The sequence below is a fragment of the Streptomyces sp. NBC_01622 genome (assembly GCF_045209635.1).
GTDB lineage: Bacteria > Actinomycetota > Actinomycetes > Streptomycetales > Streptomycetaceae > Streptomyces.
This window is the reverse complement of the sequence record NZ_CP109293.1, coordinates 9,060,060-9,080,198: the sequence shown is the minus strand read 5'-3', so window position 1 is coordinate 9,080,198 and position 20,139 is coordinate 9,060,060. Positions and strand designations below refer to the sequence as shown.

Sequence of the window (20,139 nt, the reverse complement as noted above, 5' to 3'; positions counted from 1 at the left end):
CTGTATCACACACACCCCAAAACGGGCGGGTTTTCCGGACATTGGCGAACGAAGCGCCGGTCCACCCTGTGCGGTACAACGGTCCGCCAGCCTACCGCGCGCAGTACGACAACAGGATCACGGGGACGGTTCGAGGGGTCAGGAAACGCGCTCCGGGAGGAGGCCGCTGAGCAGGAACGCGACGCTCCGCTCCGTCTCCGTCCAGGCCCTGGTGTCGAGTTCGACGGACTGGAGGAGGGCGCACTCGACGTGATAGCCGTGCTCCGACAGGTCGCGGCCGACGAGTTCGGCCTCGTCGCGGGTGGAGGCGTGCGCCACGATGCGCTGCGGGCGCCGGTCGGCGACCGCGGAGACGACGGCCACTCCCCCGCCGCCGACGCGTACTACGTCAGGTTCGGGGAGGTTCTCCAGGATGTGCGGGGCGTCGCCCTTCACGATCTGGAGGTGCACGCCGAAACTGCGGGCCGCGGAGTCGGTGCGGGCGCAGGCCTGGGCGTCGCGGTCGACGGCGATGACGGCGGCTCCGGCGCGGGCCGCCTCGATGGCGAAGGCGCCGCTGCCGCAGCCGATGTCCCACACGAGGTCTCCGACGCGCGGGCCGAGGCGGGCGAGTTGGGCGGCCCGGAGCAGTTCCGTCTCGCCCTCGCCGAGCTCACCGACGTAGGCCTCGGCAGGGAGGGTCCAGCCGCGGGAGACGGCGGACGGGTCGCGGCCGGCGATCCAGCCGGCACCCTCGCCCGGGCCGGTCGTGACGGCGCGGCCGACCGGGCCGCCGATGACGATGACGACGTTGGGGTCGCGCCAGGTGCGGTCGGCGGCCTTGTCGGAGGTGAGGACGGTGACCTGTTCGTGCTCGGTGCCCAGTTCCTCGCAGATGACGAAGGTGCGGTGGACGCCCTCAAGCAGCAGGCCGAGTTCGGCGGGGCCGGCGCCCGGCGAGGTGAGAACGGCGACCTTAGTGTGGGCCCGGCATACGTTCACCGCGCGTCGCAGGGTGCGTCTGTGTGCGACGACCACCTGTGCGTCGTCCCAGGGCATACCGGCGCGGGCGAAGGCGGCGGCCACCGAGGAAACAGCGGGGACGACCTCCACCTCCAGGCCGAACTCGGGTGCGCGCAGGGTACGTACGACGCCGAAGAAGCCCGGGTCCCCGTCGGCGAACACGACCGCGGTACCGCGGCGGCCGGCGATACGGCGGGCGGCGAGGGCCACGCTGCCGAGGCGGATGCGTTCGGCGCCCGCCGGTACCTCGGGCAGCTCCAGATGGTGGGGCGCGCCGGCCACCAGGGTGGCGGCGCTCAGGGCGGAGCGTGCCGCAGCTGTCAGCGGAGAGCCGTCCCAGCCGATCACCGTGACGCGGTCGGCCATCGTCGTCAGTCTCCAGGGGTACATCGCAGGTCGTCAGGGGAAGCGGCCCGTACGCGGGCACCGTGAGGGTACCTGGTGCGGCTGGGCGGTGCTCCCGTGGTGGTACCCGCCGGATTCAGTTCCAGTCGGCGAGTGACGTGAAACCGTCGACGTCGGCGAGCTGTTCCGCCGTGCCCTCCAGGTCCTCCGGGAGGAGGCTCCACACGATGAAGTCGGTGCGGACGTCGATCCAGGTGCCGTCGCCGGCGTGGACATGCGCTATGCAGGCGTTGCGGAGGACGCCCTCGCTGATGCAGCCGATCTTCTGGGCCACCTGCTGGGAGGCGGTGTTGTCGGCGGCGGTGCGCAGTTCGATGCGCTCCAGCTTCTGGTCCCCGAACAGCCATTGGGCGGTGGCGAGCGCGGCTTCGGAGGCGTAGCCCTCGCCGCGGGCCCAGGGGGCGATGATGTACGACAGCTCCGTGGACCGGACATGCCAGTCGGTCTTGGTCAACTGGACGATGCCGACGAGCCGTTGGGTGAGGAACTCGGTGACGGCGAGGTCGAGGCCGCGGCCCGAAGTCCGTTCGGCGGGCGCATAGTTGGTGATCCACTCGCGGGCGCCGGCCTCGGTGAACGGCTGGGGGACGTCGGTCCAGGCCGCGACCTGCTCGTCGTTCATCATCTCGGCCAGGGCCTGCACATCGTCCTCGTCGAGGGGCCGCAGCACCAACCGCTCCGTGCTGATGGAGATGTTGGGGAAGGTGCTAGTCATGCGCCACTCCGTAACCTTTGGAAAATGTTCAGGGCAACCTGAACTGCCCAGCATGCAGCATGAAAGCAGTGAACCGCACCACGGGGTCCACCCGCGGTGAGCGAGTGGACCCCGTGCGTGGTGATACGCCGTATACGCCCCCGTCAGCCTTAAGTGACCGGCAGGACGGAGCCCTTGTACTTCTCCGCTATGAACTTCTTCACGTCGGCGGAGACGAGCAGCTTCGCGAGCTTCTCGACGCGCGGGTCGTCCTCGTTGCCGCGTTTCACGGCCAGGAGGTTGGCGTAGGGGTTGTCCTTCGCCGACTCCAGGAGGATCGCGTCCTTGGCGGGGCTGAGGCCCGCGTCCTGGGCGTAGTTGTTGTTGATGACGGCCACGTCCACGTCGTCGAGCGAGCGCGGGAGTTGGGCCGGGTCGAGCTCCTTGAACTCCAGGTGCTTCGGGTTGGCCGTGACGTCCGCCGGGGACGCGTCGGTGCCCGCGTCCGCCTTGAGCGTGATCAGCCCCTTCGCGGCGAGGAGTTTCAGGGCGCGCCCCTCGTTGGTGGTCTCGTTCGGCACGGCGACGGTGGCTCCGTCGGCGAGCTCGGCGATGTCCTTGATCTTCTTGGAGTACACGCCCATCGGCGGCAGGTACGCCTTGACGACCGAGATCAGGTCGGTGCCCTTGGACTTGTTGAACTCGTCCAGGAAGGGCTGGTTCTGGTAGAGGTTCGCGTCCAGCGAGCCCTCCTGGAGCGCGGTGTTCGGCAGGACGTAGTCCGTGAACTCCTTGATCTCCAGGTCGAGTCCGGCCTTCGCGGCGAGGTTGTCCTTGATGTACGTCAGGACCTCGCCGGCCGGCACGGCGGTGGCGCCGACGACGAGGGCGCCGTCGTCCTTGCCGCCGCTCTTGCCGGAGTCGGAGCCCGAGCCGCAGGCCGTGAGGCCGAAGAAGGTCACGGCGAGTCCGGCCGCCGTCATGGCGATGCTCCTGCGCATGGTGATTCCCCCTACTCGACTCAGAAGGACGGGATGACCGAACCGGCGTACTTGTCCTCGATGAACTTCTTCACCTCGGGCGAGGTCAGCAGCTTCGCGAGCTTCTTGACGCGCGGGTCCTTCTCGTTGCCCTTCTTCACGGCGAGGAAGTTGCCGTACGGGTTGTCCGTCGCGGACTCCAGGACGATCGCGTCCTTGGCGGGCTTCAGGCCCGAGGAGATGGCGTAGTTGCCGTTGATGACGGCCGCGTCGACGTCGTCCAGGGAGCGCGGGGTCTGGGCCGCCTCCAGCTCCTTGAACTTGAGGTTCTTCGGGTTCTTGGTGATGTCCGCGGGGGTCGCCTCGTTGCCCACACCGGACTTGAGGGTGATCAGCCCGTTGGCCGCGAGCAGCTTGAGGGCGCGGGCCTCGTTGACGCTGTCGTTCGGGACGGCGATCGTCGCGCCGCTCTTCAGGGCGTCGGCGCTCTTCACCTTGTGGGAGTAGAGGCCGAGCGGCTCCAGGTGGACCGTGACGACGGGCACGATGTGGGTGCCGTTCTTCTTGTTGAAGTCGTCGAGGTACGGCTGGTTCTGGAAGTAGTTGGCGCCCACCGAGCCGTCCTCCGTCGCCGTGTTCGGCGTCACGTAGTCGGTGAACTCCTTGACCTCCAGGTCGAGTCCGGCCTTTTTCGCCAGGTGGTCCTTGACGTAGTCGAGGATCTCGGCGTGCGGCGTGGGGCTCGCGGCGACGACCAGCGGTCCGCTGTAGTCGGAGGAGGCCGAGGAGGAGCCCTTGTCCGAGCCGCAGGCGGAGAGCGCGAAGGTGAGGGCTCCGGCGGCGAGGACGGCGGTGGTGAGCTTTGCGGTGTTACGCACGAAAAGTGCCTTTCCTGAAGGGTGTTGCGTATTACGGCCCCGCGTTGGGTGGTGCGGGGAGCCTTTGGGGTGGGGTGCCGGGATGGGCCTACGCGGCCTTCAGCAGCCGGAGCCTCGGCGCGGGTCCCGACCGTCCGCCGCGCCGGTGCACGGAGCGGGCCGCGTAGTCGCCGGCGAACTGGATGAGGGAGATGACGACCGCGAGGATCGCCACCGTGATCCACATCAGCTGGGTCTCGAAGCGCTGGTAGCCGTAGCGGATGGCGATGTCGCCGAGGCCGCCCGCGCCGACCGTGCCGGCCATCGCGGAGTAGCCGATGAGCGCGACGATCGTGGTGGTGGTGCTGGAGATCAGCGAGGGCAGGGACTCCGGTACGAGGACCTTGCGCACGATCGTCCAGGTGTTGCCGCCCATCGACTGCACGGCTTCGACGAGACCGCCGTCCACTTCGCGGACAGCCGTCTCGACCAGGCGCGCGAAGAAGGGAATCGCCCCGATAGCGAGCGGCACGATCGCGGCCTCGCGGCCGATGGTCGTCCCGGTGATGGTCCGGGTGAAGTTCATCAGCGCGACCATGAGGATGATGAAGGGCAGCGAGCGGGCCACGTTCACGATCTGCCCGATGACCTTGTTGGCGGCGACGTTCTGCAGCAGTCCGCCGCGGTCGGTCAGCACCAGCAGGATGCCGAGCGGAAGTCCGCCGACGACGGCGATGACCGTGGACCAGCCGACCATGTAGAGCGTGTCCCAACACGCCTGGGACAGCAGGGGCTGCATCTCGGACCAGCTCACTTGGCACCTTCCTTCAGCAGTACGGGCTCCTGGCCCAACACGTCGATCTGCAGGCCCTGTTCGCGCAGGAAGCCGATCTGCACGACGTTGTCCTCGTAGCGGCCGGGCAGTTCGATGCGCATGCGGCCGACCTGGAGTCCGCCGACGGTGTCGATGGCGGCGCCGAGGATCGAGATGTCGATGTTGTAGGTGCGCGAGAGCTGGGAGATGACGGGCTGGGTGGCGGCCTCGCCGTGGAAGGTGACGTCGACGACGGTCCGGTCCTCGCCGCCCGCCTCGCCGCTGACCGGGAAGAGCGCGGAGGCCAGCTCGGAACCGGGGGTGGCGAGCAGTTCGCTCACCGTGCCGGACTCGACGATGCGCCCGTGCCGCATGAGCGCGGCGGAGTCGCAGACCGACTTCACGACGTCCATCTCGTGGGTGATGAGCAGGACGGTCAGGCCCAGCTGCCGGTTCAGGTCGCGCAGCAGCTGGAGGATCGAGCGGGTGGTCTCCGGGTCGAGGGCGCTGGTGGCCTCGTCGGAGAGCAGCACCTTGGGATCGCCGGCCAGCGCGCGGGCGATGCCGACACGCTGCTTCTGACCGCCGGAGAGCTGGGCCGGGTAGGCCTTCGCCTTGTCGCCGAGCCCGACGAGGCCGAGGAGCTCGAGGGCCTTGGCGGACCGTTCCTTCCCCGACTTCCCGAGGATTTCGAGCGGCAGCTCGACGTTGTCCTGCACGGTCCGCGAGGACAGCAGGTTGAAGTGCTGGAAGACCATGCCGATACGGCTGCGCGCCTGCCGGAGTTCCCGTCCGGCGCGCGGCCCGCGCCCGGCGAGGGCGGTGAGGTCCTGCCCGTCGACGGTGACCGTGCCGGCGGTGGGCTTCTCCAGCAGGTTGACACAGCGGACGAGCGAGGACTTGCCGGCGCCGGACTGGCCGATGACGCCGTACACCTCGCCTTCGCGGACGTGGAGATCGACGCCGTCGAGGGCGGTGACCTCACGGCCGCGTGAGCGGTAGACCTTGGTCAGGCCCGATGTGGTGATCACTGGGGTTCCATGACTGTCGAGTACACGGGCGTGGATGTGCCCTGGTACGAGGGGGGAAATGTGCGTGGGGCGGCGGAGTCACACGGCGTTCAGCACATGGACATGCCACGGCTCGCTTCGGGGCGCGAGGCTTCGGGCGCTGGGCCCGGGGTGGTGCGGGGGCCCTCTAGAAGGCGCACATTCGACACATACAACGAGCACCGGGCGTCAGGGTCGCCTCGGTCGCAAGGGTGCGGCTGCTCGTCGTGGTCATGGAATCAGTAAAGCAGACGTACGGTCCTGACAAAGTGCCGCTGTCCGCATGTCGGACAGCGGCGGACGGCTGTCAGGGGCGCACGGAGATCTCCACTTCCCCGTCGCTGACCAGCACGGACAGGGCTGACAGGTCACTCACAACAAGGTCGGCGTCCAGCTCGTGGGCCTGGTGGGTTGTGGCCAATGCCACGGTGATCATTCCGGCCGCGCGGCCCGCCTGGAGTCCCGCCGGGGCGTCCTCGAAGACGACACAACGGGCCGGGTCGACGCCCAGCCGGCGGGCGGCGAGGAGGTAGGGCTCGGGGTCGGGCTTGCCGCGCGTGACGTCCTCGGCGACCACGAGGGTCTTGGGCAGGATGCCGGCGTGCGCGAGCCGGGCCTCGGCCAGTCGGCGGGTGGCGGAGGTGACGACGGCCCAGCGGATGGGGGTCCCCCCGCGCGAGCAGGATTCGAGCGTGGGGGAGGGCAGCGAGTCGAGGAATTCCTTGGTACCGGGCAGCAGGACGGCACCCCCGTTGGGCACGTCCTCGACCTCCAGCGCCTCGATCCGCGCGACCGCCGCCGGGACGACGTCGGCGGGCAGCAGGTCGGCGGCTATCGCCACGGCGGTCCGCCCGTGCAGTTCGACCCGGGCGAAGTCCTCGGCGGTGATCCCGAACTCCGCCGCCCACCGCGTCCAGCACCTGCGCACGGATTCGAGGGAGGAGACGAGCGTGCCGTCGTTGTCGAACAGGAGGGCCTCAGCATGGATCTTCACGTTCCCGACCCTACGGTCACCGGGTCTTTTGGCCCGTAATAGGGTCGCCGCATGCTTGATGCCCTGACGCTGGCGATCGGTGTCGCCGCGCTGCTGCTCGCCGCCTGGACCGGGTGGGCGGCCTACCGCGACCAGTCGACGAAGGACTGGCACTTCATCGGGATGGCCGTGGTCACCCTGCTGGCCACGGTCCAACTGGTGGTCGGCATCGTGCAGTTGGCGCGCGGCGAGAAGGCGGAGCAGGGCACGGCGATCTTCGTGGCGTATCTGCTGGGCGCGTTCGCGGCGGTCCCCGCGGCGGGTTTCATGTCCCTGGCGGAGCGCACCCGCTGGGGCACGGCGACGGTCGCGGCCGGCGCCGTGGTCCTCGCCGTGCTCGAAGTCCGGCTCTACGACATCTGGGGAAGCTGAGATGACCACCGTGGAAGAGAGCACCGTGGAAGAGAAGCCGAAGCGGCTCATCGGCGGGCCCGGCATGCTGCTCGTCTGGTTCTACGGCGTGATGGTCGTCGGCGCGGTCTCGCGCTCCGTCTACCAGATCGCCACCGAGTTCGACCGGGCCCCGCTCGCCTACTCCCTGTCGGCCGTCGCGGGAGTGGTGTACGGCTTCATCACGTACTCCCTGATCCGCGGCGGCGAGAAGGCCCGCAGGGCGGCACAGGCGTGCTGCGCCGCCGAACTCGCGGGGGTCCTGATCGTCGGCACGCTGACCGTGATCGACAGCTCGGCCTTCCCGGACGCGACGGTCTGGTCGTACTACGGCGCGGGGTACATCTTCATTCCCGTGCTGCTGCCGCTGTCCGCGCTCTACTGGCTGCGGAAGAACCGCGCCGACACGGTCACGCCGTAGCGACGTACGCCTCGACCGGCTTCTCCAGGACGATCATCGGTACGCCGTCGTCGCCCTGGGAGGTGCCTACGGTCTCGTAGCCCACGCGGCGGTACAGGCGGAGGTTGCCCTCGCTGCGATGGCCGGTGTGGAGGCGGAACTTCTTGGCGCCGCGTTCCTCGGCGAGGGCCGATTCGGCCGCGCGGAGAAGGCGGGCGCCGATGCCGTGGCCCTGGAGGCGCGGGTGGACGCAGAGTTTGCCGATGGCTGCGGCGCCGTCCTCCGTGACCGTGCCGCGGACCGAGCCGACCACTTCCTCGCCCAGCCGGGCCACGAAGACGCAGTCGGAGCCGAGCTCGGCCCGGACCGAGTCGAGGCTCTGGACGAGCGGGTCGATGCGGTAGTTGCCGTACAGCGCCGCCTCGCTCTGGAAGCACAGGTACTGCAGCCTGAAGATCTGCTCTGCGTCCTGCTCGGTCGCCACCGAGATGGTCACGCTCATGCCCATGTGCGCACGCCTCCCGCTCACCTGATCGCCATGTGGTCCCTCACTCCTATCCCCGTGCTTCGCGGGCCGCAACCTCCGGCGTCAGCAATCGACGAAGACATCCCAGACATCTGGAACGTTCCGGGCCGAGACTGCCCTGTGAGATACCCAACTCCCCTGCGATCTCGCGGTAGGTGAGGTCCTTGGGCGACAGCAGCGCCTCCATCAGACGCGGGCAGCGCCCCGGCAGCCGGCGCACCGCGTCGTGCAGCGCGCGGTGCCGCGCCGCAGTGAGGGCGACCTGCTCCGGGCCGCAGTCACTGTCCTCGACGGGATCATCGCCGTACGACTGTTCGAGACGGGCCGTGCGGCGGGTGCGTTGGGCCTCCGAGCGGACCGCGCGGCGGAGCCAGCGCTGGGGGTCGACCGGTGGGCCGGAGGCGTCGAGGCGCTCCAGGAGGCGGAGCCAGACGGCCTGTTCGAGGTCGGCCGGTTCGGTTCCGGAGGCATGTGCCTCGGCAGAGGCCTCGGCGGCGAGCAGTGGGCGCAGAGTAGCGACGAGTTGGTGTGTCATATGCGGCACGACGTGGCCGCCCCGGCGGAGGGTTGCCGGGGCGGCCGTCTGTCACTCCAACGGGGCGCGGGGCTCAGCCGTTGACGAAGTCCGCGCGGGCCAGCAGACCGGTGTCGGCGTTGTCGGTGAAGACACCGTCGATGCCGGTGGCGAAGTAGCGCTTGAAGGCGCCGAACACGTCGCCGTAGGCGTCCACGGCGGTGCCCTTGCGGTACTCCAGCGGCAGGAAGGGATTCTCGTTGCGCATGGTGTAGGGGTGCAGGATCAGGCCGGCCTTGTGCGCGTCGGCGACCAGGGTGGTCTCCTTGTTCAGGCTGCCGTCGGCGTTCTTCGTGATGATCAGGTCGAGCGTCGGGCCCAGGCCCTGCGCGTACGTCGCGATCTCGGCGAGGCCCTTGGGCTTGACCAGGTCGTCGACCGTGCGCGGGTCGCCCAGGTCGATGAAGTCGAAGGGCTGGGTGCCCGTACCGGACAGCAGCACCACCAGGTTGTTGCGGACGAGCTTGCTGATCTTCTGGATGCTGGTCGGTTCGAAGGACTGGATGAGAACCGGCGAGTTCCGCTTGTCCTTGCCGTGCTTGCGCAGGGCCGTCGAGAGCAGCTTCTCCATCTCGAATCCGCGCTTGCGGAAGTAGGTGGGGTGCTTCATCTCGGGGTAGATCCAGACCTGCTTGCCGCGCCTACGGGTCTGCTCGTCCTGCCACTTGAGGACCTCTTCGAAGGTCGGGATCTCCCAGCGGCCGTTGTAGAGCGTGTTGTGCGGGCGGTTGGCCGGGATGCGCTCGATGGCGCGCAGGGTCTTCAGCTCGGCGAGCGTGAAGTCCTCGGTGAACCAGCCGGTCGTGGAGACGCCGTCGAGCAGCTTGGTGGTCTTGCGGCTCGCGAACTCGGGGTGGTCGGCGACGTTCGTCGTGCCGCCGATCTCCGGCTCGTGCCGGCAGACCAGGTGACCGTCCTTGGTGGGGACGAGGTCGCCGGCCTCGACGATGTCGGCGCCCAGGTCGAGGGCCAGGTTGTACGAGCCGAAGGTGTGCTCCGGGCGGTAGCCGCTGGTTCCCCGGTGCCCGACGATGGTCGGCTTGGGCAGGTCCTTCAGACCGCCGCCGTGGCGGGCCGTCGTGGCCTCGGCGGCTCTCGCCGTGCCCGCCGGTCCCAGTGCGGCCACTCCCGCACCGAGCACGGCCGCGCCGAGGAGCGCCCGTCGTCCGGTGCCGCCCGCTCGCTCGTTCGGCCCCTGCGTTCCCTGCGTGTCCATGAAACCTCCTGGCGTCGCCCCGTCGGTGCGCGCCGATCGTAGGTGCGCGCACATGACGAGCGGGAGACCTCGGTGGGAACACGACGGTGACGCTGGATGTCGTACGGACGGACAGGTTTGACACGCCATCAGCAAGGAAGGCGAGATGCGTCACAACATGGCGGCCCGGTTACGGGACGACTCCGGAGCGACACCGCAGGTAAACGTGCGTCAACATTGCGTAAGACCTCGGTGAGCCCGATGTGCAATACGCGGGGTACCGCGAGTATCGTCCTCACCTGCACAGTTTTATATCGACCCCTTGACACCGGAGGGCCCGTTGTCCCGCTTCGTGCTCATCAAGGCAGTGCTCGGACCGATCATGCGCCTGATGTTCCGCACACGTGTGGAGGGCGCGGAGCACATCCCCGACGACGGCCCGGTGATCCTGGCCGGCAACCACCTCACGTTCATCGACTCGATGATCCTTCCGCTGGTCTGCGACCGGCAGGTGCTCTTCATCGGCAAGGACGAGTACGTCACCGGCAAGGGGTTCAAAGGCCGCCTCATGGCCTGGTTCTTCACCGGCGTCGGCATGATCCCGGTGGACCGGGACGGGGCGAACGGCGGGGTCGCCGCGCTGATGACCGGGCGCCGCATCCTGGAAGAGGGCAAGGTGTTCGGCATCTACCCCGAGGGCACGCGGTCGCCCGACGGGCGACTGTACCGGGGCCGTACCGGCATCGCCCGGCTGACGATGATGACGGGCGCGCCGGTTGTTCCGTTCGCCATGATCGGCACGGACAAGTTGCAGCCGGGGGGTGCGGGGATTCCCCGCCCCGGGCGGGTCACTGTTCGGTTCGGTGAGGCGATGGAGTTCTCCCGGTACGAGGGGATGGACCGGGATCGGTATGTGCTGCGGGCTGTTACCGACTCTGTGATGACCGAGGTCATGCGGTTGTCGGGGCAGGAGTACGTGGATATGTACGCCACGAAGGCCAAAGCCGCGTAGGGGTTCGTTTTCGGGTGCGGGTGCGTGGGGGCTGGTCGCGCAGTTCCCCGCGCCCCTAAAAACATCGCCCTTACCCTGCGTCTTCCAGCTTCTGACTCTTCAGCATGAACCATGCCGCAACCGCCGTTGCCAGCAGGACTGTTGCGCCTGCACCCGATGCCAGGCTGAGGCCGTTGACGAAAGCCTCTCTTGCCGACGTCAGCATTTCCTGAGCCGCCTGCGTCGGCAGGCTGCCCGCTGCCTCCACCGCGCCACCCAACGACTCGTGCGCCCCGCTCGGAGTGCCTGCCGGAGCTGCGAAGCCCCGGTACACGCCCGTCACGATGGAGCCCAGTACGGCGATGCCGAGGGCCGCGCCCAGTTCGTAGGCCGTTTCTGAGACCGCCGAGGCCGCGCCTGCCTGTTCCTTCGGTACGGAGGAGAGGATGACGTCGGCTGTCACCGTGAAGGAGAAGCCTGCGCCGACGCCGACCACCAGCAGTGCGGCGCCGAGGAGCGGGTAGCCGGTCGACTGGCCGAGGGTTGTCAGTACGGCGAGGGCCAGGCCGACCGCGGCGAGGCCGCCCGCGACCACCGCGCGGACCGAGAAGCGGCGGGCCGCCCGGCCCGCGATCAGACCGGCCGCCACCGCACCGACAGCGGCGGGGATTTCGGCCAGGCCCGCCTCGAACGGGCCCCTGCCCTGGACCAGTTGCAGGTACTGGGAGAGGAAGAACACCAGCCCGGACAGGCCGAGGATGGTCAGCAGGTCGGCCAGGACGGCCGCGCTGAAGCCCCGATTACGGAACAGGCGCATGTCCAACAGCGGTGCGGGAATCGTGAGTTGGCGGCGGACGAACCAGTACAGGGCCGCCGCGCCCAGTGCGCCCACCGCGAGTGCGGGCCACTCGAAGCCGTGGGTCGCGGCCTCCTTGACCGCGTAGACGATGCCGATCACACCCACCAGGGACAGCGCGACGCTGATCATGTCCCAGGGCCCGGGGTTGGGGTTCTTCGACTCGGGGAGCATCTTGATGCCGACCAGGACGAGGACCGCCATCACGGGCAGGTTGATGAGGAACACCGAGCCCCACCAGAAGTGTTCGAGCAGGAAGCCGCCGGCGACGGGACCGACTGCCGTACCGGCGGACGCCGTTGCGCCCCAGATGCCGACCGCGAGACTGCGTTCGCGCGGGTCGTGGAAGAGGTTGCGGATCAGGGCGAGGGTGGCGGGCATCAGGGTCGCACCCGCGACACCGAGCAGCGCCCGGGCCAGGATCATCAACTCCGGTGTCGTGGCATAGGCGTTGAGGATCGAGATCGCGCCGAAGGCGGTGGCCCCGACGAGCAGGATCCGCTTGCGGCCGATGCGGTCGCCGAGGCTGCCCATCGACACGAGCAGGCCCGCGATGACGAATGAGTAGACGTCGCCGATCCAGAGGAGCTGGGTGCCGGACGGCTTCAAGTCCTCGCTGATGTAAGGGGTCGCGAGGCCGAGGACGGTCGCGTCCACGGCCACCAGCAGCACGGCGAGCACGAGGACGGAGAGCGCGAGCCAACGGCCCGGGCGCTTCTCCGTCTCCGTCACAGCCGCCGGCTGCAGGGTGCTGGTCATGATTCCTCTCTCCGTGTTGCGTCTCTGCGTAGTGCGCCGCCGAGCAACAGCTCGACGGTCATGTGCGTGAAGTCCTTGGGGGCGCCCTTGCCGCTCTGTACCAGCCACACCCCGGAGGCCAGCAGGCCGAACAGCGCCTCGGTGAGCCAGGCGGGCGTGAGATCGATGCGGAACTCGCCGCTCTGCTGGCCGCGCCGGAACAGGGCGGTGATGCGGTCGTCGATCCTGGCCCAGCCGGCGTGCTGCTCCTCGCCCTCGAACAGCTGGTTCTCCGTGTAGAGGAAGGCGAGCAGACCGGCGGCCGGTTCGGCCTCGCGGACGAGTCGCCGTACGGCGTCCTCGGCACGGCCGTCGTCCAGCCGCGCCGCGTCCAGGGCGGCCTCGCACTCGGCGATACCGAGCGCCTCCAGCGCCCGTACAAGCGCGTCGCGGCCCGCGAACTGGCGGTGCAGGGTGGCCCGGCTGATCCCGGCCGCCTTGGCGACCTCGTCCATGGTCGCGGTGGACTTGCGGGTCAGCAGGGCGGCGGCAGCGCGGAGTACGTGGTCGCGGTCGAGAGCCATGAGACAACCATAACCCATGTGAGACATTCATGTCTCATTACGGGCATGGCTGCCTCACGGGTGGTCGAGCGTCGGGATCTCTCAGTGCCAGGGCAGCTGTCCGCGCTTCTCCCAGTACGTGTGCGGGTCCTCGGCGAGTACGGCGAGGCGGGCGAGCTGGTCGTCGTTCAGGTCCACGACCGCCGCGTGCAGGTTGGACGCCAGCTGACCGACCGTCGCCGCGCCGGACAGGGCCACCCCTGCCCACGGCTCGCGCAGGATGAGGGCCAGGGCGACCGCGTCGGCACCCAAGGACGTCTCTTCCGCCACGGCCTTCAGGGCGTCCGGTGCGTACGGCCCCGCCAGCCGGCCGTTGGCCATGCCCTCCTTGACGATCACCGTGAGTCCGGCGTCGTGGGCCTCGGCGAGGGCGGGGCCTGCCGAGGTCTCCAGGGCGTTGTAGGTCGACTGGACGGTACGGAAGAGGGGCTCGCCGTCGACCGTCACGGCGAGCGCGGCGCGGATGGCGTCCGCCTGGGCCGGGCCGCTCGTCGAGAAGCCGATGGTCACGCCGTCTGCGGTGGCCTCGGCGAGCCTCGCGTGGAGTTCCTTGTCGGTGAGGGCCGGGCTGTCCGGGGTCACCGAGTGAATCTGGTAGAGGTCCAGGCGATCGCCGAGCAGTTCTGCGGTTTCGCCGCGCTGGCGGTCGTAGGTCTGGACGCTGTGGTCCTTGACCTCGTGCTTCTCGGCGTCCGTGGTCCAGTCGGCGGTGTAGGTGTAGCCCCACTTGCTGCCGACCACGATGTCGTCGAGGTCGGGGTGGGCGGTCAGCCAGTCGGCGAGGAACTCCTCCGAGCGGCCGTAGGAGCGGGCCGCGTCGAAGTAGCGGACGCCCTGCGCGTACGCGGCGTCGAGGAGTTCGTGGGTGCGGGTGCGGAGTGTTTCTACGGTGCGGTTCTCTCCGAGGTCTTCGTCCCGGCCGAGGTTGATGTAGCCGGGGCGGCCTACTGCGGCGAGGCCGAGTCCGAGGTGGGCCGTGGGCGTGGTGGCGGTGGCGAGGCGGGCGAAGGGCATACCGACAACGTAACTCGGGATGCCCGTTCGCCTCAGGATTCGGGTTGTGCGGTTGATCGGCGAGTGCGGGTGCGTCGTGGTTGCTCGCGCCCACGCGGCGGAACCGCAAATCGACACAGCCCCGCGCCCCTTTACGACTTGGCGTTGGCCCAGATGTGCTGTTGGACCAGATCCGCCTTCACCTCTGCCAGTTGGATTGCCACCGCGCTCGGGGCCGTGCCGCCTCGGCCGTTGCGGGAGGCGAGGGCGCCGGGGACGTTGAGGACCGTGCGGACCTCGGGGGTCAGGTGGGCGGAGATCTTCGCGAACTGTTCGTCGGTGAGGCCGTCGAGTTCGATGCCCTCGGACTCCGCGACCTTGACGCACTCGCCGGCGACCTCGTGGGCTACCCGGAACGGGACGCCCTGCTTGACCAGCCACTCGGCGATGTCGGTGGCGAGGGAGAAGCCGGCCGGGGCCAGTTCCTCCATGCGGTCGCGGTGGATCGTCAGGGTGGCCATCATGCCGGTGAACGCCGGGAGCAGGACCTCGAGTTGGTCGATGGAGTCGAAGACCGGCTCCTTGTCCTCCTGGAGGTCCCGGTTGTACGCCAACGGGAGCGCCTTGAGCGTTGCCATCAGACCCGTCAGGTTGCCGATCAGGCGGCCCGACTTGCCGCGCGCCAGCTCCGCGATGTCCGGGTTCTTCTTCTGCGGCATGATCGACGAGCCCGTGGAGAACGCGTCGTGCAGGGTGACGAAGGAGAACTCCTTCGTGTTCCAGATGATGATCTCCTCGGCGATCCGGGAGAGGTTCACCCCGATCATCGCGGTGATGAAGGCGAACTCGGCGACGAAGTCGCGGGAGGCCGTGCCGTCGATCGAGTTCGCGACCGAGCCGTGCTCGAAGCCGAGGTCCTTCGCCACCGCCTCCGGGTCCAGGCCCAGGGAGGAGCCGGCCAGCGCGCCCGAGCCGTACGGGGAGACGGCGGTGCGCTCGTCCCACTGGCGCAGCCGCTCCGCGTCCCGGGACAGGGACTGGACGTGGGCCAGGACGTGGTGGGCGAAGAGCACCGGCTGGGCGTGCTGGAGGTGAGTGCGGCCGGGCATCGCCACGTCGGGGTGGGCCTCCGCGAGGCCGACCAGCGCGTCCTGGAGGTCGGCGATCAGGCCGCCGATCGTCCGGGCGTGGTCGCGCAGGCACATGCGGAACAGCGTCGCGACCTGGTCGTTCCGGGAGCGGCCGGCCCGCAGCTTGCCGCCGAGGTCGGGGCCGAGGATGGTCAGCAGGCCGCGCTCCAGGGCGGTGTGGACATCCTCGTCGGCGATCGTGCCCACGAAGGAGCCGTCGGCGACGTCCGCTTCGAGCTGGTCGAGGCCCCCGAGCATGCGGGTCAACTCGTCGTCCGTGAGGAGGTTCGCCTTGTGCAGTACGCGTGCGTGGGCGCGGGAACCGGCGATGTCGTAGGGCGCGAGCCGCCAGTCGAAGTGGACGGACGCGGACAGCTTCGCCAGGGCCTCGGCGGGACCGTCGGCGAAACGACCGCCCCAGAGCCGTACGTCACCGCTGTTGCTGCTCACTTGCGCTGCTCCTCAAAGGCCGTGGACGGGGTTCGTCGTTCTGTGGTGTCCCTGCATTGTCTCGCATGCATGATTATGCAGAGCTCTGCATGATTCGTCAATTTGAAAGACCCTTGAACAATCTTGAACACCAGCAACCGCTTTCCCGTACCTCTCGCCGAACGCAGGCGCCGCGTTTCCCCCCACGAGTCACCTTCAGTTCACCCCTGACCCGAGTGAGGCATTCGCATGTCCAGGGCTCTCCCCAAGTACAACAAGCGTCGCGTCGTGTTCATCGGCGGTGCCGCCGCCGTGGCGCTCACCGGTGCTGTCATCGCCGGTACCGCCCTTGCCGGGACGCCGGACAAGAGCAGCACCACGCAGAGCGCCCGCACGTTGTCCGACCCCGGGACGATCACCTGCCCGGACGTGAAGTCGCAGCTGCCGGCGGTTCCGGCTTCCGCGCAGGCCGAGGTCGACCGGAACCTCACCCTCCTCGACACGCAGATCGCCGAGGCCAACAAGCGACTCGTCGACACCGTCGGACAGGGCGGCGCCAACTTCGTCCAGAACGCCATCCTCGGCCCCCTGAAGGACAAGCGCGTCTCCACCATCGACCGCATCGCCATCGCCATCGGGCGACAGGGCACCAAGCCGACGGGCCTCGACGCGCTCGCCGCGTGCACCCTGAACTCGGCCGGTGCTACGGGTACTACGGGTTCGACCGGTGCGACGGACGCCGCGACCGCCACCCCGAGCGCGACGGCTGCCGCCACGCAGGCGGCCGGGGGGACGGACGACACCGCCGCCGGGTCGAGTGCGGTCGGGACCATTTCCTGCCCGGACGTGAAGTCGCAGCTGCCGGCGGTTCCGGCTTCCGCGCAGGCCGAGGTCGACCGGAACCTCGCCCTCCTCGACACGCAGATCGCCGAGGCCAACAAGCGACTCGTCGACACCGTCGGACAGGGCGGCGCCAACTTCGTCCAGAACGCCATCCTCGGCCCCCTGAAGGACAAGCGCGTCTCCACCATCGACCGCATCGCCATCGCCATCGGGCGACAGGGCACCAAGCCGACCGGACTGGACTCCCTGGCCGCCTGCACGCTCACCAAGTGACGTGACAGGCAGCCGTGGCCGCCCCGATGAACGCCGGCCGGGGCGGGCACGGTGATGTCCGGAGCGGGGTGCGTTGCCTGTTCGGCCCATCTGAGGTGCCGTCAGCGCGCGTGCGCTCTACCGTCTGAGCCATGCGTCCCGGTGCTCTCGCCCTTGCCTCCGCGTCTCTTCTTCTGCTGCTCGGTGCGGGGGCGGCGCCCGCGCGTGCCGTGTCGCCTCCGGTGCCCTCGCTGCTCGCGGACACCGGGGGTGGCGGTCAGCTGATCCTCGCTCAGGCGCCGCGCGCCAACTCCACTTCGGGGACGCTCAGTTGGTGGGAGCGGCGGCGAGGTGGGGCGTGGGTGAAGGTCGGTTCCGCCGTCGCTCGGTTCGGGGCGAAGGGGCTCGTCGAGGGGCGGGCTCGTAAGCAGGGGTCCTACACGACTCCCACCGGGTTGTACGACCTGCCGTACGCCTTCGGGATCAAGGGTGCGCCGAGTGGGACTCGGGTCAAGTACCGGCGGGTGCACGGGAGTTCTTGGTGGTGTGAGGACACTCGGTCGCGGGTCTACAACCGGTGGAGTGAGCCGTTGGCTCGTGACTGTCGGGCGTCCGAGTCCGAGCGGATGATCTCTTATGCGACGCAGTACGCGTACGGGGTTGTCATTGGGTACAACTACGCCAAGCCTGTGAAGGGGCGTGGGGCCGGGATCTTTTTGCATGTCAACGGGCGTGGGGCTACCGCCGGTTGTGTGTCCGTGCCGGTGGATGCGATGCGGAGGATTTTGCGGTGGGTCGATCCTGGGCGGGCGCCGCACATTGCTATCGGGACGGTGAGCGGGATTACGGCTGTCACTCGGTACTGATGCGTCGCAGCGCCGTTCAGGTGTCGGTTGTACGGCGGGTGCGGGTCGTTCGTGGCTGGTCGCGCCCACGCGGCGGAGCCGCAAATCGACACAGCCCCGTGCCCCTAGGTAGCTCCCCTGGACGGGAGTTGGACCGTGAACGTCGTTGAGCCTGGGCGGCTCTCCAGTTCCACGCTTCCCCCGTGCGCCTCCGTCACCGCCGCCACGATCGACAGGCCCAGGCCCGCTCCCCCGCCCGTTGCCGCTCCCCCGTTCTCCGCCCGGCGGCGGTCTGCCCGGGTGAAGCGTTCGAAGACGCCCGGCTGGACCTCCGCCGGGACGCCCGGGCCGTCGTCGTGGACCGTCAGGTAGGTCGCCTTGCCGTCCGTCTCCACCGACACTGTCACCTTCGTGCCAACAGGCGTGTGCAAACGTGCGTTGGCCAACAGGTTGGCCAACACCTGTTGGAGGCGGTGGGCGTCGCCGGTGACCGTGACCGGTTCCTCGGGGAGTTGCAGGGCCCAGCGGTGGTCGGGGCCTGCGGCGCGCGCGTCGGCGATGGCGTCGAGGACCAGGCGGGTCAGGTCGACGGGACTGCGTTCGAGGGGGCGGCCCGCGTCGAGGCGGGCGAGGAGGAGCATCTCGTCGACCATCACGCCCATGCGCGCCGACTCGGCCCCGATGCGTTCCAGTGCCCGGGTCACCTTGGGCGGGACGGGGTCCGGGTGGAGAAGGGCCAGTTCGGCATGGCCCCGGATCGAGGCGACCGGGGTGCGCAGCTCGTGGCTGGCGTCGGCCGCGAAGCTGCGCAGTCGTTCCTCGCTCGCGTGCCGGTGGGTGAGCGCGTCCTCGACATGGCCGAGCATGCGGTTGAAGGCACCGGCGACCCGGCCCACCTCGCTGCGCGGATCGGACTCGGGCGCCCGGGGCGGCAGTGCCACCTCGCCGCTGGCCAGTGGGAGTTCGCTGACCCGGGTGGCGGTGGCGGCGACCCGGCTGAGCGGCCGGAGCGACCAGCGCACCCAGAGCGCGCCCGCGAACCCGGTGATCAGGAGGGCGGCGCCGAAGACGATCGCGGCGACCGTCTCCAACCGGTGGACGGCGGCCTCCACCGACTCCAGCGGGAGCCCGGTGATCATCACGTCGCCGTCCCGGCCCTTGGCGGCGAGGACGCGGTACTTGCCGAGGGAGGAGAGGCGGATGGTGCGGGCCGTGCCGCCTACCGGGACCTCGGCGAGTTCCCTGCGGTCCCGTGCGGTCAGCGAGACCTTGAGGTCGGTCGTGGTGTCGTCCTTGTCCGCGGGGACGACCCCGGAGTTGGTGACGATGCCGTCGACCAGGCGGGCGCCGAAGGTGTGCGGTGCCTGCCGGCGGGTGTCGCCGCGTTCCCGGTCGTCGGCGTCGTGGTCGGTGAGCGTCTGGCCCTTGTGCTCCAGGCTGGCCGGGAACTGTGTCCCGACCTCGGTGAGCTGCTGGTCGAGGCGGCCGGTGAGGAAGCCGTCCAGTTCGACGACGGCGGCCACTCCGACGGCCGCGCAGCTGACCGCGAGCAGTACCACCAGGCCCGCCGTCAGGCGCGCCCGCAGAGTGTGCGGGCGGGGCAGGCTCCGCAGCCTGCGCGCGACGGCCCGCAGTGCCCTGCCCATCAGAGGACCGGCTTGAGCACGTATCCGGCCCCGCGCACGGTGTGGATCATGGGCGCGCGGCCGGCGTCCACCTTCTTGCGCAGGTACGAGATGTACAGCTCGACGACATGGGCCTGGCCGCCGAAGTCGTAGGACCAGACGCGGTCGAGGATCTGGGCCTTGCTGAGGACGCGGCGCGGGTTGCGCATGAGGAAGCGGAGCAGTTCGAACTCGGTCGGTGAGAGTTCGACGATCCGGCCGGCCCGGCTGACCTCGCGGGCCTCCTCGTCCATGACCAGGTCCCCGACGGTGATCCGGGGCCCCTCCTCCGCCTGGCGGGCCATGCCGGCGCGGCGCAGCAGTCCGCGCAGCCGGGCGACGACCTCTTCCAGGCTGAAGGGTTTCGTGACGTAGTCGTCGCCGCCCGCCGTGATGCCGGCGATGCGGTCCTCGACCGTGTCCCGGGCGGTGAGGAAGAGCACGCAGACGTCGGGCTTCACCTCGTGCAGGGAGCGCAGTACGGCGAAGCCGTCGGTGTCCGGGAGCATCACGTCGAGGACGACGGCGTCCGGCCGCAGTTCGCGCGCCCCGGCGAGCGCGGCGGCTCCGTCGCCGGCCGTGCGGACCTCCCAGCCCTCGTAGCGCAGGGCGCCGGAGAGCACCTCGGCCAGGTCGGGGTCGTCGTCGACGACGAGGACGCGGACGGGTGTGCCGTCGGGGCGGGTGAGGGCCGGTCGGCCGGAGCGGGTCGTGTTCATGGCACTTACCAGCATCGCCCCTCGCGGCGTCCCCGGCCGCCGCGAGGGCCTCTGAGTTTCCTCTGAGAACTCTGAGAAAGGCGCCCGCTCAGAGATCCCTCAGAGGTTGTGCCCGCACAGTTGCGTGGAGGACAGGT

21 protein-coding genes are annotated in these 20,139 nt (G+C 69.5%); 5 read left to right on the top strand and 16 right to left on the bottom strand.

All coding sequences use genetic code 11. From position 1 onward, the window contains the following. Nucleotides 1-138: 138 nt before the first annotated feature. From cbiE to OH768_RS42075, 7 genes are all read right to left on the bottom strand, one after another. The gene (gene cbiE / locus OH768_RS42105) at nt 139-1,368 is read right to left on the bottom strand and encodes a precorrin-6y C5,15-methyltransferase (decarboxylating) subunit CbiE (RefSeq protein ID WP_406461754.1); all 1,230 of its coding nucleotides are present in this window, start codon (nt 1,366-1,368) and stop codon (nt 139-141) included. 115 nt (nt 1,369-1,483) lie between these two features. Beyond that, nucleotides 1,484-2,122, bottom strand: coding sequence for a GNAT family N-acetyltransferase (locus OH768_RS42100; RefSeq protein ID WP_406461753.1), 639 nt, complete (start codon nt 2,120-2,122; stop codon nt 1,484-1,486). Between the two features lie 149 nt (nt 2,123-2,271). Next, nucleotides 2,272-3,102 (bottom strand): MetQ/NlpA family ABC transporter substrate-binding protein, encoded by an 831-nt coding sequence (locus OH768_RS42095; RefSeq protein ID WP_406461751.1) that lies wholly within the window; start codon nt 3,100-3,102, stop codon nt 2,272-2,274. A gap of 20 nt (nt 3,103-3,122) precedes the next feature. Then, the gene (locus tag OH768_RS42090; RefSeq protein ID WP_406461749.1) at nt 3,123-3,959 is read right to left on the bottom strand and encodes a MetQ/NlpA family ABC transporter substrate-binding protein; all 837 of its coding nucleotides are present in this window, start codon (nt 3,957-3,959) and stop codon (nt 3,123-3,125) included. An 88-nt stretch (nt 3,960-4,047) separates the two neighbouring features. Further along, entirely contained in the window at nt 4,048-4,752 is a 705-nt protein-coding gene (locus tag OH768_RS42085; RefSeq protein WP_019066316.1) for a methionine ABC transporter permease, read from the bottom strand. Beyond that, entirely contained in the window at nt 4,749-5,783 is a 1,035-nt protein-coding gene (locus tag OH768_RS42080) for a methionine ABC transporter ATP-binding protein (RefSeq protein WP_406461746.1), read from the bottom strand. Before OH768_RS42080 ends, OH768_RS42085 begins: the two co-directional genes overlap by 4 nt. Nucleotides 5,784-6,108: 325 nt before the next feature. Next, nucleotides 6,109-6,795, bottom strand: a complete 687-nt coding sequence (locus tag OH768_RS42075; RefSeq protein WP_406461745.1) for an HAD family hydrolase — start codon at nt 6,793-6,795, stop codon at nt 6,109-6,111. A 51-nt stretch (nt 6,796-6,846) separates the two neighbouring features. Between OH768_RS42075 and OH768_RS42070 the strand changes: the two genes are divergently transcribed. Further along, nucleotides 6,847-7,206 carry a hypothetical protein gene (locus OH768_RS42070; protein WP_019066313.1) on the top strand — a complete coding sequence of 120 codons (360 nt, stop codon included), beginning with the start codon at nt 6,847-6,849 and terminating at the stop codon, nt 7,204-7,206. Nucleotide 7,207: 1 nt separating this feature from the next. Continuing rightward, nucleotides 7,208-7,645 carry a hypothetical protein gene (locus tag OH768_RS42065; RefSeq protein WP_406461744.1) on the top strand — a complete coding sequence of 146 codons (438 nt, stop codon included), beginning with the start codon at nt 7,208-7,210 and terminating at the stop codon, nt 7,643-7,645. Here OH768_RS42065 and OH768_RS42060 read toward each other — a convergent pair. The 3 genes from OH768_RS42060 to OH768_RS42050 all read right to left on the bottom strand — a co-directional run bounded on the left by OH768_RS42060 (nt 7,635) and on the right by OH768_RS42050 (nt 9,940). Beyond that, nucleotides 7,635-8,132, bottom strand: coding sequence for a GNAT family N-acetyltransferase (locus OH768_RS42060; RefSeq protein ID WP_019066311.1), 498 nt, complete (start codon nt 8,130-8,132; stop codon nt 7,635-7,637). The genes OH768_RS42065 and OH768_RS42060 overlap by 11 nt on opposite strands. A 46-nt stretch (nt 8,133-8,178) precedes the next feature. Then, nucleotides 8,179-8,685 (bottom strand): sigma-70 family RNA polymerase sigma factor, encoded by a 507-nt coding sequence (locus tag OH768_RS42055; protein WP_406461742.1) that lies wholly within the window; start codon nt 8,683-8,685, stop codon nt 8,179-8,181. 73 nt (nt 8,686-8,758) lie between these two features. After that, nucleotides 8,759-9,940: a glycerophosphodiester phosphodiesterase gene (locus tag OH768_RS42050; protein ID WP_406461741.1), complete on the bottom strand. Its 1,182-nt coding sequence runs from the start codon at nt 9,938-9,940 to the stop codon at nt 8,759-8,761. Nucleotides 9,941-10,259: 319 nt separating this feature from the next. Here OH768_RS42050 and OH768_RS42045 point away from each other — a divergent pair, with 319 nt between their 5' ends. Then, nucleotides 10,260-10,931 carry a lysophospholipid acyltransferase family protein gene (locus tag OH768_RS42045; RefSeq protein ID WP_406461740.1) on the top strand — a complete coding sequence of 224 codons (672 nt, stop codon included), beginning with the start codon at nt 10,260-10,262 and terminating at the stop codon, nt 10,929-10,931. Nucleotides 10,932-11,001: 70 nt separating this feature from the next. Here the strand turns inward: OH768_RS42045 and OH768_RS42040 are convergent, their stop codons facing one another. From OH768_RS42040 to argH, 4 genes are all read right to left on the bottom strand, one after another. Next, complete coding sequence (locus tag OH768_RS42040) at nt 11,002-12,525, bottom strand: MFS transporter (protein WP_406461738.1); 1,524 nt, start codon at nt 12,523-12,525, stop codon at nt 11,002-11,004. Continuing rightward, nucleotides 12,522-13,088 carry a TetR/AcrR family transcriptional regulator gene (locus OH768_RS42035; RefSeq protein ID WP_406461736.1) on the bottom strand — a complete coding sequence of 189 codons (567 nt, stop codon included), beginning with the start codon at nt 13,086-13,088 and terminating at the stop codon, nt 12,522-12,524. The genes OH768_RS42040 and OH768_RS42035 overlap by 4 nt, the downstream gene beginning before the upstream one ends. 81 nt (nt 13,089-13,169) lie before the next feature. Next, nucleotides 13,170-14,141, bottom strand: coding sequence for an aldo/keto reductase (locus tag OH768_RS42030; RefSeq protein WP_406461734.1), 972 nt, complete (start codon nt 14,139-14,141; stop codon nt 13,170-13,172). Nucleotides 14,142-14,272: 131 nt separating this feature from the next. Continuing rightward, a complete protein-coding gene (gene argH, locus OH768_RS42025) occupies nt 14,273-15,700 on the bottom strand; it encodes an argininosuccinate lyase (protein ID WP_406461732.1) in 1,428 nt (475 codons plus the stop codon). 228 nt (nt 15,701-15,928) lie between these two features. Between argH and OH768_RS42020 the strand changes: the two genes are divergently transcribed. Together OH768_RS42020 and OH768_RS42015 are read left to right on the top strand one after the other, a co-directional pair. Continuing rightward, nucleotides 15,929-16,795, top strand: coding sequence for a hypothetical protein (locus tag OH768_RS42020; protein ID WP_406461731.1), 867 nt, complete (start codon nt 15,929-15,931; stop codon nt 16,793-16,795). Between the two features lie 131 nt (nt 16,796-16,926). Continuing rightward, nucleotides 16,927-17,640, top strand: coding sequence for a L,D-transpeptidase (locus OH768_RS42015; RefSeq protein ID WP_406461729.1), 714 nt, complete (start codon nt 16,927-16,929; stop codon nt 17,638-17,640). A gap of 104 nt (nt 17,641-17,744) precedes the next feature. On the opposite strand, the gene OH768_RS42010 is transcribed toward OH768_RS42015, so the two are convergent. Both OH768_RS42010 and OH768_RS42005 read right to left on the bottom strand, forming a co-directional pair. Further along, nucleotides 17,745-19,265, bottom strand: coding sequence for a sensor histidine kinase (locus OH768_RS42010; protein ID WP_406461727.1), 1,521 nt, complete (start codon nt 19,263-19,265; stop codon nt 17,745-17,747). Then, nucleotides 19,265-20,002, bottom strand: coding sequence for a response regulator transcription factor (locus OH768_RS42005; protein WP_359608428.1), 738 nt, complete (start codon nt 20,000-20,002; stop codon nt 19,265-19,267). The genes OH768_RS42010 and OH768_RS42005 overlap by 1 nt, the downstream gene beginning before the upstream one ends. Nucleotides 20,003-20,139: the final 137 nt, after the last annotated feature.

Bases quoted from the DNA above. Each gene is read 5' to 3' on its own strand.
- OH768_RS42040 (WP_406461738.1), bottom strand. From the start codon at position 12,525: ATGACCAGCACCCTGCAGCCGGCGGCTGTGACGGAGACGGAGAAGCGC.
- OH768_RS42020 (WP_406461731.1), top strand. From the start codon at position 15,929: ATGTCCAGGGCTCTCCCCAAGTACAACAAGCGTCGCGTCGTGTTCATC.
- OH768_RS42035 (WP_406461736.1), bottom strand. From the start codon at position 13,088: ATGGCTCTCGACCGCGACCACGTACTCCGCGCTGCCGCCGCCCTGCTG.
- OH768_RS42055 (WP_406461742.1), bottom strand. From the start codon at position 8,685: ATGACACACCAACTCGTCGCTACTCTGCGCCCACTGCTCGCCGCCGAG.
- OH768_RS42050 (WP_406461741.1), bottom strand. From the start codon at position 9,940: ATGGACACGCAGGGAACGCAGGGGCCGAACGAGCGAGCGGGCGGCACC.
- OH768_RS42060 (WP_019066311.1), bottom strand. From the start codon at position 8,132: ATGGGCATGAGCGTGACCATCTCGGTGGCGACCGAGCAGGACGCAGAG.
- OH768_RS42070 (WP_019066313.1), top strand. From the start codon at position 6,847: ATGCTTGATGCCCTGACGCTGGCGATCGGTGTCGCCGCGCTGCTGCTC.
- OH768_RS42015 (WP_406461729.1), top strand. From the start codon at position 16,927: ATGCGTCCCGGTGCTCTCGCCCTTGCCTCCGCGTCTCTTCTTCTGCTG.
- OH768_RS42095 (WP_406461751.1), bottom strand. From the start codon at position 3,102: ATGCGCAGGAGCATCGCCATGACGGCGGCCGGACTCGCCGTGACCTTC.
- OH768_RS42100 (WP_406461753.1), bottom strand. From the start codon at position 2,122: ATGACTAGCACCTTCCCCAACATCTCCATCAGCACGGAGCGGTTGGTG.
- OH768_RS42065 (WP_406461744.1), top strand. From the start codon at position 7,208: ATGACCACCGTGGAAGAGAGCACCGTGGAAGAGAAGCCGAAGCGGCTC.
- OH768_RS42010 (WP_406461727.1), bottom strand. From the start codon at position 19,265: ATGGGCAGGGCACTGCGGGCCGTCGCGCGCAGGCTGCGGAGCCTGCCC.
- cbiE (WP_406461754.1), bottom strand. From the start codon at position 1,368: ATGGCCGACCGCGTCACGGTGATCGGCTGGGACGGCTCTCCGCTGACA.
- OH768_RS42005 (WP_359608428.1), bottom strand. From the start codon at position 20,002: ATGAACACGACCCGCTCCGGCCGACCGGCCCTCACCCGCCCCGACGGC.
- OH768_RS42030 (WP_406461734.1), bottom strand. From the start codon at position 14,141: ATGCCCTTCGCCCGCCTCGCCACCGCCACCACGCCCACGGCCCACCTC.